Origin of the sequence: Micromonospora sp. S-DT3-3-22 (assembly GCF_015354745.1) — a bacterium.
GTDB classification, from domain to species: domain Bacteria; phylum Actinomycetota; class Actinomycetes; order Mycobacteriales; family Micromonosporaceae; genus Micromonospora; species Micromonospora wenchangensis.
Genome location: NZ_JACGMO010000015.1, coordinates 14204 through 26352, shown reverse-complemented (window position 1 = coordinate 26352; position 12149 = coordinate 14204). Strand labels below are relative to the sequence as shown.

Sequence of the window (12149 nt, the reverse complement as noted above, 5' to 3'; positions counted from 1 at the left end):
ACCCACCCGGCGGGTGTCACCGATCGCCCGGTCTGCCCTAGGCTTTTCGGTCATGAGCAGTGCCGCCGCGTTCTCGTACGCCCCCTTGCTGCCGACCGGTCCGGATCAGACCGAATACCGCCTGGTCACCGACGAGGGCGTCGACGTCGTCCACGGCCCGGGGGGCCGCCGTTTCCTGACCGTGGAGCCGGCCGCGCTGACCGCGCTGACCGCCGAGGCGATGCACGACATCGCCCACTTCCTGCGCCCGGCGCACCTGGCCCAGCTCCGGTCGATCATCGACGATCCGGCGGCCTCGCCGAACGACCGGTTCGTCGCGCTGGACCTGCTGCGCAACGCCAACATCGCCGCCGGTGGCGTGCTGCCGATGTGCCAGGACACCGGCACCGCCATCGTGATGGGCAAGCGCGGCCGGCACGTGCTCACCGACGGCTCCGACGCCGAGGCGATCTCGCGCGGGGTCTACCAGGCGTACACGAAACTGAACCTGCGGTACTCGCAGCTCGCCCCGCTGACCATGTGGGACGAGCGGAACACCGGCAGCAACCTGCCCGCCCAGGTGGAGCTGTACGCCGAGGACCCGGACGGCCACCCGGACGCGTACAAGTTCCTGTTCATGGCCAAGGGCGGCGGCTCGGCCAACAAGTCGTACCTCTACCAGGAGACCAAGGCGCTGCTGAACCCGACCCGGATGATGCAGTTCCTGGAGGAGAAGCTGCGGCTGATCGGCACGTCGGCCTGCCCGCCGTACCACCTGGCGATCGTCATCGGCGGCACCTCCGCCGAGTACGCCCTCAAGACCGCCAAGTACGCCTCCGCGAAGTACCTCGACGCGCTGCCCACTTCGGGCTCGATGACCGCGCACGGCTTCCGTGACCTGGAGCTGGAGGCCGAGGTGCTGGAGCTGACCCGCAACTTCGGCATCGGCGCGCAGTTCGGCGGACGCTACTTCTGCCACGACGTACGGGTGGTCCGGCTGCCCCGGCACGGGGCGTCCTGCCCGGTGGCTATCGCCGTCTCCTGCTCGGCCGACCGGCAGGCGGTCGCCAAGATCACCCCGTCGGGGGTGTGGCTGGAGCGACTGGAGACCGACCCGGCGCGCTACCTGCCCGACGTCACCGACGAGACGCTCGACGCCGAGGAGGTCGTGCGCGTCGACCTCAACCGGCCGATGGACGAGATCCGGGCCGAGCTGTCGAAGTACCCGGTGAAGACCCGGCTGTCGCTGACCGGCCCGCTGGTCGTCGCCCGGGACATCGCCCACGCCAAGATCGCCGAGCGGCTCGACGCCGGTGAGCCGATGCCGCAATATCTGCGCGACCACGCCGTCTACTACGCCGGCCCGGCCAAGACCCCCGAGGGGTACGCCTCCGGCTCGTTCGGCCCGACCACCGCCGGCCGGATGGACGCGTACGTGGCGAAGTTCCAGGCGGCCGGCGGCTCCCAGGTGATGCTGGCCAAGGGGAACCGGTCCGGCCAGGTGACCCGCTCCTGCCAGCAGCACGGCGGGTTCTACCTCGGCTCGATCGGCGGCCCGGCGGCCCGGCTCGCCCAGGACTGCATCAAGCACGTCGAGGTCCTGGAGTACCCGGAGCTGGGCATGGAGGCGGTCTGGAAGATCGAGGTGGAGGACTTCCCGGCCTTCATCGTCGTCGACGACAAGGGCAACGACTTCTTCGCCGAGGTCACCAAGCCGGTGCTGACCGTGGGCCGCCGCTGAACAGCCAGTTCGCCACGCACACGCCTTAACATCGCTGGATGTTTCGACCGACGTACCCGATTCGCACTGCACGGCTCACCTTGCGCCCGGTCACGCTGGATGACCTCGATCATGTGTGCTCGTGGCAGCGCCGACCGGACGTCTTCCGCTGGACGCTCAGCGAGCCGCGTACTCGCGAGGAGTCGCGAACGTCGGTGATCGCCATGGCGGGTGAGGACGCGCTACGCGCTGAGGGAGACTGCTTGACTTTGGCTGTAGCCACCGACGCCGAGGTCATCGGGACGGTGGAGCTGGTCTGGCGCAGCCAGACCGACCGCACAGCTGAACTCGGGTACGTCTTCCATCCCGGCCATGGCGGGCGCGGGTTGGCTACGGAAGCCGCCACGGCGCTGATGGACTGGGGGTTCACCGAGTTCGGTCTGCACCGGATCTACGCCCGGTGTCACGGTCGCAATGCTGCGTCTGCCCGCCTGATGGCCCGACTCGGCATGCGTCAGGAGGCGCGCCACGTCGAAAGCTATCTGTTCAGGGGAGAGTGGGCCGACCAACTCGTCTTCGCCATCCTGGCCCGCGAATGGGCTACCACGGCATCCAGCCTTCATGACCAGCCGGACGGTGCCACCCCTCGCCCCCGAGCCGGCCGATCGTGATCTCGCGCTCACGCCCACCATGGGACCACCGCGTGGTGCCCGGCGTGGGCTGGCACGTCCCGGCCGGTGACCGGGGAGTCCTCACGCCTGAGCGATCTGTCCCACCTGAGCCGACGATCATCTGCGGGCCGGCGGTGAGCGGGGCAGGATGGGACGGGTGACGACTCCAGAGGCAGCGGGCTACCGGATCGAACGCGACTCGATGGGCGAGGTGGAGGTGCCCGCCGAGGCGTTGTGGCGGGCGCAGACCCAGCGCGCGGTGCAGAACTTCCCGATCTCGGGCCGGGGCATCGAACCGGCCCAGATCAAGGCGCTGGCCCAGATCAAGGGGGCCGCCGCGCTGGTCAACGGCGAGCTGGGGGTGATCGGCGCGGACGTCGCGGAGGCGATCGCCACCGCCGCCGCGCACGTGGCCGACGGCGGGTACGACGACCAGTTCCCGATCGACGTGTTCCAGACCGGCTCGGGCACCTCGTCGAACATGAACACCAACGAGGTGATCGCCACCCTGGCCACCCGGGAGTTGGGCCGGGACGTGCACCCGAACGACGACGTGAACGCCTCGCAGTCCAGCAACGACGTCTTCCCGTCCTCGATCCACCTGGCCGCCACCCAGTTCGTGGTGGAGGACCTGCTGCCGTCGCTGCGGCACCTGGCGGAGGCGTTGGAGGCGAAGGCGGCCGAGTTTGAGACGGTGGTCAAGGCGGGGCGTACCCACCTGATGGACGCCACGCCGGTCACCCTGGGGCAGGAGTTCGGCGGGTACGCCGCGCAGGTCCGCTACGGCGTCGAGCGGTTGGAGTCGGCGCTGCCCCGGCTGGCCGAGCTGCCGTTGGGCGGCACCGCCGTGGGCACCGGCATCAACACGCCGCTGGGCTTCGCCGGCAAGGTGATCGAGAAGCTGCGCGCCTCGACCGGGCTGCCGTTGACCGAGGCCCGCAACCACTTCGAGGCGCAGGGGGCGCGGGACGCGTTGGTCGAGACGTCCGGCCAGCTGCGTACCGTCGCGGTCGGGCTCTACAAGATCGCCAACGACGTACGGTGGATGGGGTCCGGCCCCCGGGCGGGCCTGCGGGAGCTGCGCATCCCCGACCTCCAGCCCGGCTCGTCGATCATGCCGGGCAAGGTGAACCCGGTGGTCGCCGAGGCGGTGCGGCAGGTCTGCGCGCAGGTGATCGGCAACGACGCGGCGGTCGCGTTCGCCGGCAGTCAGGGTGACTTCGAGCTGAACGTGATGCTCCCGGTGATGGGCCGCAACCTGCTCGAATCGATCAAGCTGCTCTCCGCGTCCAGCCGGCTCTTCGCCGACCGCCTGGTGGCCGGCCTGGTCGCGGACGCCGAGGTCTGCCTGGCGTACGCGGAAGGGTCGCCGTCGATCGTCACCCCGCTCAACCGCCACCTCGGGTACGACGAGGCCGCCTCGATCGCCAAGGAGGCGCTGGCGAAGCAGGTCAGCATCCGTGAGGTGGTGATCTCCCGGGGGCACGTCGACTCCGGCAAGCTCACCGAGACCCAGCTCGACGAGGCCCTCGACCTGCTCCGGATGACCCACCCCTGACCCGCCGCCCCGGCCCGCCCGGCTCGATCGACTCCTGTGGGCCGATGTAGCGGTGTCGGACCTGAGTCGATACCGCTACATCGGCCCACGGGAGTGGATCATTCGGGTGGGCGGGTGCGGGGGACCCAGGCGAGGAAGCGGGCGAAGAGGGCCGCCGGGTCGGGGCCGGTGTCGGGATGGAGCCGGTACAGGTCGGCGGCGGCGTCGTGCAGCACCGTACAGAGGTAGATGTTGAGCGCGACCCGATCGTGGGCGTACTCGGAGACGAGGGTGAGTCGGGCGGCCCCGCAGGGCCACGGCGCGGCGCACACCCGGCACAGCCAGAGCGGGCGCAGCGGCAGGTGCGGGCGCGGATTCGTCGGGCCCGGCCCACCGCGGCCGCCCGGGTCGGGTGGCCCACCGGTGCGGCGCGGCCCGTCCGAACCGGCCGCCGCGCTCACCGGCGTCCCCGGTTGGCGCGCCACTCCTGGGCCAACGTGAGCCAACCGACCCGCCCCACCCGGGGAAACGACACGGTGGTGTCCTCCCACCCGGGCGGCGTCGGTCCGGTACCCGGCCCGCCGGCCGGGGACGCCGCCGCTCCCGTGGCCGGGTGGGCGGTCTTTCCGGTGGACGGGGGAACGGGCTGGGCGGGTTCGGCCGCTGCGGGGAGCCGGGCCGGTCGGAATCTGCGGGCAAGCCGGTGTCGCCAGGTGAGCCGGGGCATCGCGTCGCCTCCATGGTGGGTCGGCTGGTCGTCTCCCCCGGCGGTGGGACCGCCGGCCGGGGAGCGGGCTGTCCCACCGCGACACCGGCACGCCCGGAGGGAGGGCGGTCGATGTCGCACTTCACAGTCTGCTGATGAAACCACTACCGTGTGAAGGGTTGTTGTCGGCTTCCGGTCTTGTCCTGTGTTTGCGGCGTCCCTGGTCGGCGTGGTGTCGGAGTCGATCGTCGGCGCGGTGGAGGGCGACTGGAGATGACGGACGGGCGGATGACGGCGGCGGCCTTCCTCGTCGCCGAGCTACGGCGGGCGCGGACCCGGCGGGGCTGGAGCCAGGACGATCTCGCCAAGACGGTCAACTACTCGGCGTCGATGGTCAGCGCGATCGAGCTGGGCCAGCAGCCGCCCACCGCGAAGTACCTCGAACTGGTCGACAAGGCCCTCGACACCGGCGGCATCTTCAGCCGGATGCTCATCCAACTGGTCGCGCTCGACCGGGCGCAGGTGTGGCTTCGTGGTTGGCGCGCGATTCTCGCGGACGCGTGGGCACTGCGGTGGTTCGACCCGCTCCATGTCCCAGGGCTGCTCCAGACCGAGGCATACGCGCGAGCGGTCTTCGAGTCTGATCCGATGCTCGATCCGGAAGAGGTCGAGCGCCGGCTGGCCGACAGGATGGACAGCCAACAGACGCTCTACACCGAACGACCCCCACGTCTCGTGGCGGTCCTGGACGAGGCCGTCCTGCACCGGCGGGTCGGTGGCCGCAAGGTCATGTGTGACCAGGCTCTGCACCTCGCGCGCATCGCCACGGAGCATCCGCAAATCCGACTACACGTGGTCCCTTCGTCGGCCGACGAGTATCCGGGCCTGAACGGGCCGTTCATCCTGGCGAGTCTGCCGGGCGACGTTGAGTTGGCGTTTCTCGGCGGTCAGATCGGCGGGCAGGAACTGGACGATCCGGCTGACCTCCGGCGTCTTCAGCGCACCTGGGAAGCTACCCTCGGCGTGGCCTTGCCACCGCAGGAGTCGATCGAGCGGCTAAGGGAATTGTCTGAGTCATGGAGTTGACCGGGGCTTGTTGGCGAAAGAGCCGCCGGAGTGGTTCTAACGATCAATGTGTCGAGGTGGCGAATCTGGGCGGGGTGGTCGGGGTGCGGGACAGCAAGGACCCGGCGGGCCCGGTGCTCACCTTTCCGGCGTACTCCTGGCGGGTCTTCCTGGCCGCGCCGCCGCGCTGACGGGACCGGCCGGCGGCGGGATAACCGGTCGACCGGACGGTCGGCGGCCCGGCATGATCCGGGGCGTGACCGGCTCGGACGAGGTGCTGCTGACGACGGCCCGGCTGCGGCTGCGCCGCTTCACCGGCGACGACGTGCCGCGACTGGTCGAGTTGGACGGTGACCCGGAGGTGATGCGGTTTCTCACCGGCGGGCGGCCGACCCCGCCGGCCACCGTGCGGGACGAGCAGCTGCCCCGGATTCTCGCCGGCTACGACCGCTACCCGGGGCTGGGCCGGTGGGCGGCCGAGGATGCCGTCGGCGGCACCTTCCTGGGGTGGTTCGCGCTCGATCCGTCGGACGACGGTGCCGGGCCGGAGCTGGGTTACCGGCTGCGCCGGGCGGCCTGGGGGCGGGGCCTGGCCACCGAGGGCGCCCGCGCGCTGGTCGGGCACGCCTTCACCCTGGCGGGGGTACGCCGGGTGTGGGCGCAGACGATGGCGGTGAACGTGCGTTCCCGGGCGGTGCTGGCGAAGGCCGGCCTGCGGTACGTCCGTACCTTCCACCTCGACTGGGCCGATCCGATCGCCGGATCGGAGCACGGCGAGGTGGAGTACGAGCTGCTCAGGGGCGACTACCGGCCGCCTTCCGGGCCCGGTAGGCGTTGACCGCGACCCGGTTGCCGCAGCCGGCGTCGCAGAACCGGCGGGACCGGTTCCTGGACAGGTCCACCAGCACGTTGTCGCACTCCGGGTGGGCGCAGTGCCGCAGCCGCCCCAACTCGTCGCCCCGGACCAGGTCGGCGACGGCCATCGCCGCCTCGACGGCCATCCGGGTGGCCAGCGGGGCGTCCCGGGGCACCGCGTGCACGTGGTACGGCTCGTCGTCGTGCCGGATGAGCTGCGGCAGCGCCCGGCCCTCCCGGAGCAGGTCGTTGACCACGGTGACGACGGTGTCGGGGTCGTCGTCCCAGAGCCGGCGCAGCCGGGGGCGCAGGGCCCGGACGGCGCGCAGCTCGGCCTCGGTGCGTTCGTGCCGGCCGGTCCACCGGTTCGCGGCGACGAAGCGGTCCAGCGCGGCGATGTCGGCCAGCCCCTCGCCGTCCCGGCCTTCGGTGTTGACCAGTGCGGCGGCGGCGGTCAGCCCGCACTCCGTGTCATGGGCGAAAAGCAACTTGACCCCTGTCATCCTCGGCCGCTAGCGTCACCGGCGTAATGCTACTTTGCTGATGTCACGCCGGAGGAACCCGATGCCGCACCGATCCACCGCCGGCACCGGCCTGGCACTCGCCCTGCTCTCCGCCGTCACGTTCGCCACCTCCGGCACCTTCGCCCGGTCGTTGATCGAGGCCGGCTGGTCGGCCGAGGCCGTCGTGGTCGCCCGGGTCGGCCTGGCCGCCCTGGTGCTGGCCGTCCCCGCCGTGCTCGCGCTGCGCGGCCGGGCCGGGGTGCTACGCCGCAATCTCGGCCCGGTCACCGTCTTCGGCCTGCTCGGCGTCGCCACCGCCCAGGCCTGCTTCTTCAACGCCGTCCGCTACCTGCCGGTCGGGGTGGCCCTGCTGCTGGAATACCTCGGCATCATCCTCGTGGTCGGCTGGATGTGGCTGGTGCACGGGCAGCGCCCCCGCCGGCTCACCGTGGTCGGTTCGCTGGCCGCCCTGGTCGGGCTCGTGCTGGTGCTCGACCTGACCGGCACGGGCCGGCTCGACCCGGTCGGCGTGCTCTGGGGCCTCGGTGCGGCCGTCGGGCTGGCCGGCTACTTCGTCCTCGCCGCCCGGGTCGACGCCGACCTGCCCTCGGTCACCATGGCCAGCGGCGGGATGGCCGTCGGCGCGGCCGTGCTCGCCCTGCTCGGCCTGGTCGGGGTGCTGCCGCTGCGGGCCACCTTCGGCGCGGTCGACTTCGCCGGGCAGCGCACCAGCTGGCTCGTCCCGATCGTCGGGCTGTCGCTGGTCGCCGCCGTGGTGGCGTACCTGACCGGGATCGCCGCGACGCGCCTGCTCGGCGCCCGGCTGTCGTCGTTCGTCGGGCTGACCGAGGTGATGTTCGCGGTGCTCATCGCCTGGCTGGTGCTCGGCGAGCTACCGGTGCCCGTGCAGCTCGCCGGGGGTGTGCTGATCGTCGCCGGGGTGGCCCTGGTCCGCCTCGACGAGCTGCGCGCGGGCCGCACCGAACAGACGACGGTCCGGACGGACGAGCCGGCACTGACCTGAGCCGACGTGACGGCGGCCCGGCCGGCGCGGGCGGGTGCCGGCCCGGCCCGCGTGGCCGGGTGGGGCGAACGTGAGAGGGTGTCGGGCATGCTCAGCGTGGTGGTGTTCGACGCCGACGAGACCCTGATCGACCTGCGCCCGGCGGTCACCGGGGCCCTGGTGGCCGTACTGGAGGAGATGCGTCGCCGGACGCCGGTGGCGGCCGGGGTGACCTTCGCCGAGGTGGAGTCCGACTGGCAGGCGGTGTTCGGGTCGATGACCGCCGCGCCGGTGATGGAGATCCGCCGGGCCGCGCTCGCCCGGTCGCTCGACCGGGCCGGGCTGGCCGGTCAGCTCGACGAGTTCGCCGAACTCTTCTTCACCAGGCGCTACGCGCTCAGCCACCCCTACCCCGACGCCCTGCCGGCGTTGGCCGCGCTGCGGGCCGACTTCACCCTCGGCTACGCCACCAACGGCAACAGCCGCGCCGAACGCTGCGGCCTGCCCGGGGAGTTCGCCTTCGAGTTGTACGCCCACGAGGGCGGCCTGCCCAAGAAGCCCGACCCGGCGTTCTACGCGGCGATCGTCGCCGCCGCCGGGGTGCCGGCGGAGCGGATCGCGTACGTCGGCGACTCGATCGCCCACGACGTGCTCGGCCCCCAGCAGGCCGGGATGCTCGGCATCTGGCTCAACCGGCCCGGGCTCCCCCTCCCCGCCGGGGTACGCCCCGACGCGGAGGTGGGCACGCTCACCGACCTGCCGGCGGCGCTGCGCAGCCTGCAACCGACGAATGCCTGATGCGGGACCAATTCGGATTTGTATCTGGCGGAATCGTCGCCGGTGCTATGGGATGGCTGCCACGTCCCTCAACGAGAGGATCTGATGTGGTGAGCAAGCGCTTCACCGCCGGAGCCGTCGCGACCGCGGCGGCCCTGGCACTTACGGTGACCGGCCTGACCGTCCCGGCGAACGCCGGGCCGACCACCAGCCGGACGTTCACCGTGGTGGCCGAGGACGGCGTTTCGGCGGACGCGGCGATCGCCGCGATCCGTGCCGCCGGTGGCACCGTCGTGTCCCGTACGGACGACGTCGGTCTCTACCAGGTCACCAGCGACCGGGCCGACTTCGCCGGCCGGGTCACCGCCGCTTCCGCGCTGGTCGGCGCGGCCGAGCAGCGGGCCATCGGCCGCAAGCCCAAGCTGGACCGGGTCGCGCAGGAGAACCTGCTGACCGAGACCAGGAAGGCGGCCAAGGCGGCGGCCAACGCCAAGGGCAAGAAGCTGGACCCGCTCGACGACAAGCTCTGGGGCCTCACCATGATCGGGGCCGACAAGGCCCGCAAGGTCATGCCGGGCGACAAGCGGGTCACCGTCGGCATCCTGGACACCGGCGTCGACGCCAGCCAGCCCGACCTCGCGCCCAACTTCAACTGGGCGCTGTCGCGCAACTTCGCCCCGGACATCGCCGAGGTCGACGGCCCGTGCGAGGTGCCGAGCTGCCTCGACCCGGTCGGCACCGACGACGGCGGGCACGGCACCCACGTCGCCGGCACCATCGGCGCCGCCGCCAACGGCTTCGGCCTGTCCGGCGTGGCCCCGAACGTCTCGCTGGTGGAGCTCAAGGGCGGCCAGGACTCCGGGTACTTCTTCCTCAACCCGGTCGTCAACGCCCTGGTGCACGCCGGCAAGTCCGGCCTCGACGTGGTGAACATGTCGTTCTACGTCGACCCGTGGCTCTACAACTGCACCGCCAACCCGGCCGACTCGCCCGAGTCGCAGGCCGAGCAGCGCGCCGTCATCAAGGCGATGAAGCGGGCCCTGAACTTCGCCCACAACAAGGGCGTCACCCTGGTCGGCTCGCTCGGCAACAACCACGAGGACCTCGGCGCGCCGCGCACCGACGTGTCCAGCCCGGACTACGGCGCCGACCCGTACCCGCGCCCGATCGACAACGAGAGCTGCTGGGACTTCCCGGTGGAGGGCCCGCACGTGATCGGCGTGTCCGCCATCGGCCCGTCCGGCAAGAAGGCCGACTACTCCAACTACGGCACCGAGCAGATCTCGGTCGCCGCGCCGGGTGGCTGGTTCCGCGACGGCTTCGGCACCGACACCTACCGCACCGACGCCAACATGATCCTCTCGACGTACCCGAAGAAGGTGCTCCAGGAGGAGGGGTCGGTCGACGAGAACGGCAACGTCGTGCCGGGCTTCGAGAACTCGGTGTTCAAGCAGTGCACCACCGCCGGTGAGTGTGGCTACTACACCTACCTCCAGGGCACCTCGATGGCGTCGCCGCACGTCAGCGGGGTCGCCGCGCTGATCGTCAGCAAGTGGGGCAAGAAGGAGGGTAAGGACGGCTACGGCCTGGCACCGGCCAAGGTGGAGCAGCACCTCTACCGGACCGCCACCGAGCACGCCTGCCCGGAGCCGCGCCTGCAGAGCTACGCCAACGAGGGCCGGTCGACCGAGTTCGACGCGTACTGCGCCGGGTCGCTGAACTTCAACGGCTTCTACGGGTACGGCATCGTGGACGCCAACGCGGCGGTCCGCAGCCCGCTCAAGCCGAACGTCACCCCCTGACGCGCGGCACCCCGGCTGACGCCCGACACCTGGGCTGACGCTCGACGTTCCCAGGAGGGGCCCGGACGACGGAGGTCGTCCGGGCCCCTCCGCGTCCCGCCCTGGCCGGTCGTGGTCCGTCGATGATCGACTCAAGGGGGGCGATATTGCGGTGTCGGGGTGGGCGGGATACCGCAACATCGGCCCAAGGGAGTGGATCATCGGCGCCAACCCCGTTGGGCGAGGACGTCGCGCACCTCGCGGAGCACGGCGGGGAAGTCGTCCCGCAGGCGACGGCTGGTCACATGCAGCACGACCCAGCCGGCAGCGACCAACTGGTTGAGCCGGCGGCGGTCCCGGTGCATCTGGTCCGGGTCGGTGTGCCAGTGGCCGTCGTACTCCACCGCCACCCCGAACTCCGGCCACGCCAGATCGGGATGCAACACCAGACCGGACGGCAGCCGTACGGGATGCTGCGCGACGGGCCGGGGCAGGCCGGCCAGTACGAGCCGGACCCGCAGGTGCGACTCGGGTGGCGACTGTGCGGCCGGGTCGGCCAGGGCGAAGACCCGGCTGGCCCGTCGACCGCCCCGCCGGTCGGCGAACCGCTGCGCGATCTCGGCGAGCGCGGCCGGGCTGGTCAGGCCGCCACCGAGCAGTGCGTCGACGATCCCCACCGCGCGGACCGGCTCCAGCCACGCCGCTGTCTCCCAGGCGGCGAGCGCAGGAGACGACCGGGGCGGGCTGAGCGGCATCAGAGGCGGACCGAGCGTGGTGGCCGCAGGCAGCCCGGGTGGGACGGCTGCAGAGCGGTCGAGCCTGGTGGTCCCAGGGAGGTCGAGCCTGGTGGTCCGAGGGAGGTCGGGTCGGGTGGTCTGAGGGGGGTCGTGCCTGGCGGTCCCGGGGAGGTCGTGCCGGGTGGTCGCATGGAGGTCGGGCCGGGCGGTTCCGGGTAGGTCGGGTCGGGTGGTCGCCTGGAGGTCGGGCCGGGCGGTTCCGGGTAGGTCCAACCTGGCGGTTCCGGGGAGGTCGAGTGGGGTGGCTTCAGGGTGATGGTCGGACGGGGGCGGTCGCCGGGACCCGGCCGGTCCGCCGGGGTCGGCTACCGAGTGCACCCGGATACCACCCGGGGAGCCGAGCCGGACCCACCGGCGGAGCGGAGCCGGGCGCCACCGGGGGAGGTGACCGTGGTGGCTCCCTGGGAGCCGACCCGCGCCGCCCGGGGCACGAGCACGTGCACCTCGTCACCGAAGCCGGCGGCGTGCTCCACCCCGTGCAGGTACGCCGCCGACGGGCCGGCGATGACCGATCCGGCGGGCATCCGGAGGATGGCGGCGCGGCAGATCAGGGCGTGGTCCCGGTCGAGGCGGGCGTCGGCGTACACGTCGTGACCGAGGCGGAGCCAGGCTGCCCCGCGTAGTTGGTGTCGGGTGAGCAGGCCGCGCCGGATCGCGTCCGAGCCGCGGAACACCTGCCAGGCGAGGGCCTCCGGCCGATGCGGTTGAGGTGGCATGACACCAGCCTCGGGCCGCCTGGCCGTCCGGCGACACCC

At 72.0% G+C, this 12149-nt stretch carries 13 protein-coding genes; 9 read left to right on the top strand and 4 right to left on the bottom strand.

The features are described 5' to 3' along the window. Nucleotides 1-52 precede the first annotated feature (52 nt). From H1A17_RS06595 to H1A17_RS06585, 3 genes are all read left to right on the top strand, one after another. Nucleotides 53-1720: a fumarate hydratase gene (locus tag H1A17_RS06595; RefSeq protein WP_194821381.1), complete on the top strand. Its 1668-nt coding sequence runs from the start codon at nucleotides 53-55 to the stop codon at nucleotides 1718-1720. A 38-nt stretch (nucleotides 1721-1758) separates the two neighbouring features. After that, complete coding sequence (locus H1A17_RS06590; RefSeq protein ID WP_145922054.1) at nucleotides 1759-2370, top strand: GNAT family N-acetyltransferase; 612 nt, start codon at nucleotides 1759-1761, stop codon at nucleotides 2368-2370. Between the two features lie 157 nt (nucleotides 2371-2527). Continuing rightward, entirely contained in the window at nucleotides 2528-3928 is a 1401-nt protein-coding gene (locus H1A17_RS06585) for a class II fumarate hydratase (RefSeq protein WP_145922053.1), read from the top strand. Nucleotides 3929-4026: 98 nt separating this feature from the next. Here H1A17_RS06585 and H1A17_RS06580 read toward each other — a convergent pair whose 3' ends face one another. Beyond that, complete coding sequence (locus H1A17_RS06580) at nucleotides 4027-4269, bottom strand: hypothetical protein (protein WP_145923081.1); 243 nt, start codon at nucleotides 4267-4269, stop codon at nucleotides 4027-4029. A 617-nt stretch (nucleotides 4270-4886) separates the two neighbouring features. Between H1A17_RS06580 and H1A17_RS06575 the strand changes: the two genes are divergently transcribed. The 3 genes from H1A17_RS06575 to H1A17_RS06565 all read left to right on the top strand — a co-directional run bounded on the left by H1A17_RS06575 (nucleotide 4887) and on the right by H1A17_RS06565 (nucleotide 6516). Beyond that, nucleotides 4887-5699 (top strand): helix-turn-helix transcriptional regulator, encoded by an 813-nt coding sequence (locus H1A17_RS06575; RefSeq protein WP_194821379.1) that lies wholly within the window; start codon nucleotides 4887-4889, stop codon nucleotides 5697-5699. Next, nucleotides 5690-5869 (top strand): DUF397 domain-containing protein, encoded by a 180-nt coding sequence (locus H1A17_RS06570; protein WP_194821378.1) that lies wholly within the window; start codon nucleotides 5690-5692, stop codon nucleotides 5867-5869. Before H1A17_RS06575 ends, H1A17_RS06570 begins: the two co-directional genes overlap by 10 nt. A 65-nt stretch (nucleotides 5870-5934) precedes the next feature. Then, a complete protein-coding gene (locus H1A17_RS06565) occupies nucleotides 5935-6516 on the top strand; it encodes a GNAT family N-acetyltransferase (RefSeq protein ID WP_309236713.1) in 582 nt (193 codons plus the stop codon). Here the strand turns inward: H1A17_RS06565 and H1A17_RS06560 are convergent. Continuing rightward, complete coding sequence (locus H1A17_RS06560; RefSeq protein ID WP_145922050.1) at nucleotides 6473-7036, bottom strand: CGNR zinc finger domain-containing protein; 564 nt, start codon at nucleotides 7034-7036, stop codon at nucleotides 6473-6475. The genes H1A17_RS06565 and H1A17_RS06560 overlap by 44 nt on opposite strands. A 61-nt stretch (nucleotides 7037-7097) precedes the next feature. On the opposite strand from H1A17_RS06560, the gene H1A17_RS06555 reads away from it, so the two are divergent. From H1A17_RS06555 to H1A17_RS06545, 3 genes are all read left to right on the top strand, one after another. Further along, entirely contained in the window at nucleotides 7098-8060 is a 963-nt protein-coding gene (locus H1A17_RS06555; RefSeq protein ID WP_194821376.1) for a DMT family transporter, read from the top strand. A gap of 87 nt (nucleotides 8061-8147) precedes the next feature. Next, entirely contained in the window at nucleotides 8148-8837 is a 690-nt protein-coding gene (locus H1A17_RS06550) for an HAD family hydrolase (RefSeq protein ID WP_145922048.1), read from the top strand. An 89-nt stretch (nucleotides 8838-8926) separates the two neighbouring features. Further along, nucleotides 8927-10618 carry a S8 family serine peptidase gene (locus H1A17_RS06545; protein WP_168222572.1) on the top strand — a complete coding sequence of 564 codons (1692 nt, stop codon included), beginning with the start codon at nucleotides 8927-8929 and terminating at the stop codon, nucleotides 10616-10618. Nucleotides 10619-10815: 197 nt separating this feature from the next. On the opposite strand, the gene H1A17_RS06540 is transcribed toward H1A17_RS06545, so the two are convergent. Together H1A17_RS06540 and H1A17_RS06535 are read right to left on the bottom strand one after the other, a co-directional pair. Continuing rightward, nucleotides 10816-11352, bottom strand: coding sequence for an endonuclease domain-containing protein (locus H1A17_RS06540; protein WP_194821375.1), 537 nt, complete (start codon nucleotides 11350-11352; stop codon nucleotides 10816-10818). A 347-nt stretch (nucleotides 11353-11699) separates the two neighbouring features. Continuing rightward, entirely contained in the window at nucleotides 11700-12110 is a 411-nt protein-coding gene (locus H1A17_RS06535; RefSeq protein ID WP_194821374.1) for a hypothetical protein, read from the bottom strand. Nucleotides 12111-12149 lie beyond the last annotated feature (39 nt).

Excerpts from the sequence above, each read along its gene's own strand:
- H1A17_RS06595 (WP_194821381.1), top strand. The coding sequence starts at position 53 with ATGAGCAGTGCCGCCGCGTTCTCGTACGCCCCCTTGCTGCCGACCGGT.
- H1A17_RS06590 (WP_145922054.1), top strand. The coding sequence starts at position 1,759 with ATGTTTCGACCGACGTACCCGATTCGCACTGCACGGCTCACCTTGCGC.
- H1A17_RS06575 (WP_194821379.1), top strand. The coding sequence starts at position 4,887 with ATGACGGACGGGCGGATGACGGCGGCGGCCTTCCTCGTCGCCGAGCTA.
- H1A17_RS06570 (WP_194821378.1), top strand. The coding sequence starts at position 5,690 with ATGGAGTTGACCGGGGCTTGTTGGCGAAAGAGCCGCCGGAGTGGTTCT.
- H1A17_RS06560 (WP_145922050.1), bottom strand. The coding sequence starts at position 7,036 with ATGACAGGGGTCAAGTTGCTTTTCGCCCATGACACGGAGTGCGGGCTG.
- H1A17_RS06555 (WP_194821376.1), top strand. The coding sequence starts at position 7,098 with ATGCCGCACCGATCCACCGCCGGCACCGGCCTGGCACTCGCCCTGCTC.
- H1A17_RS06550 (WP_145922048.1), top strand. The coding sequence starts at position 8,148 with ATGCTCAGCGTGGTGGTGTTCGACGCCGACGAGACCCTGATCGACCTG.
- H1A17_RS06540 (WP_194821375.1), bottom strand. The coding sequence starts at position 11,352 with ATGCCGCTCAGCCCGCCCCGGTCGTCTCCTGCGCTCGCCGCCTGGGAG.
- H1A17_RS06535 (WP_194821374.1), bottom strand. The coding sequence starts at position 12,110 with ATGCCACCTCAACCGCATCGGCCGGAGGCCCTCGCCTGGCAGGTGTTC.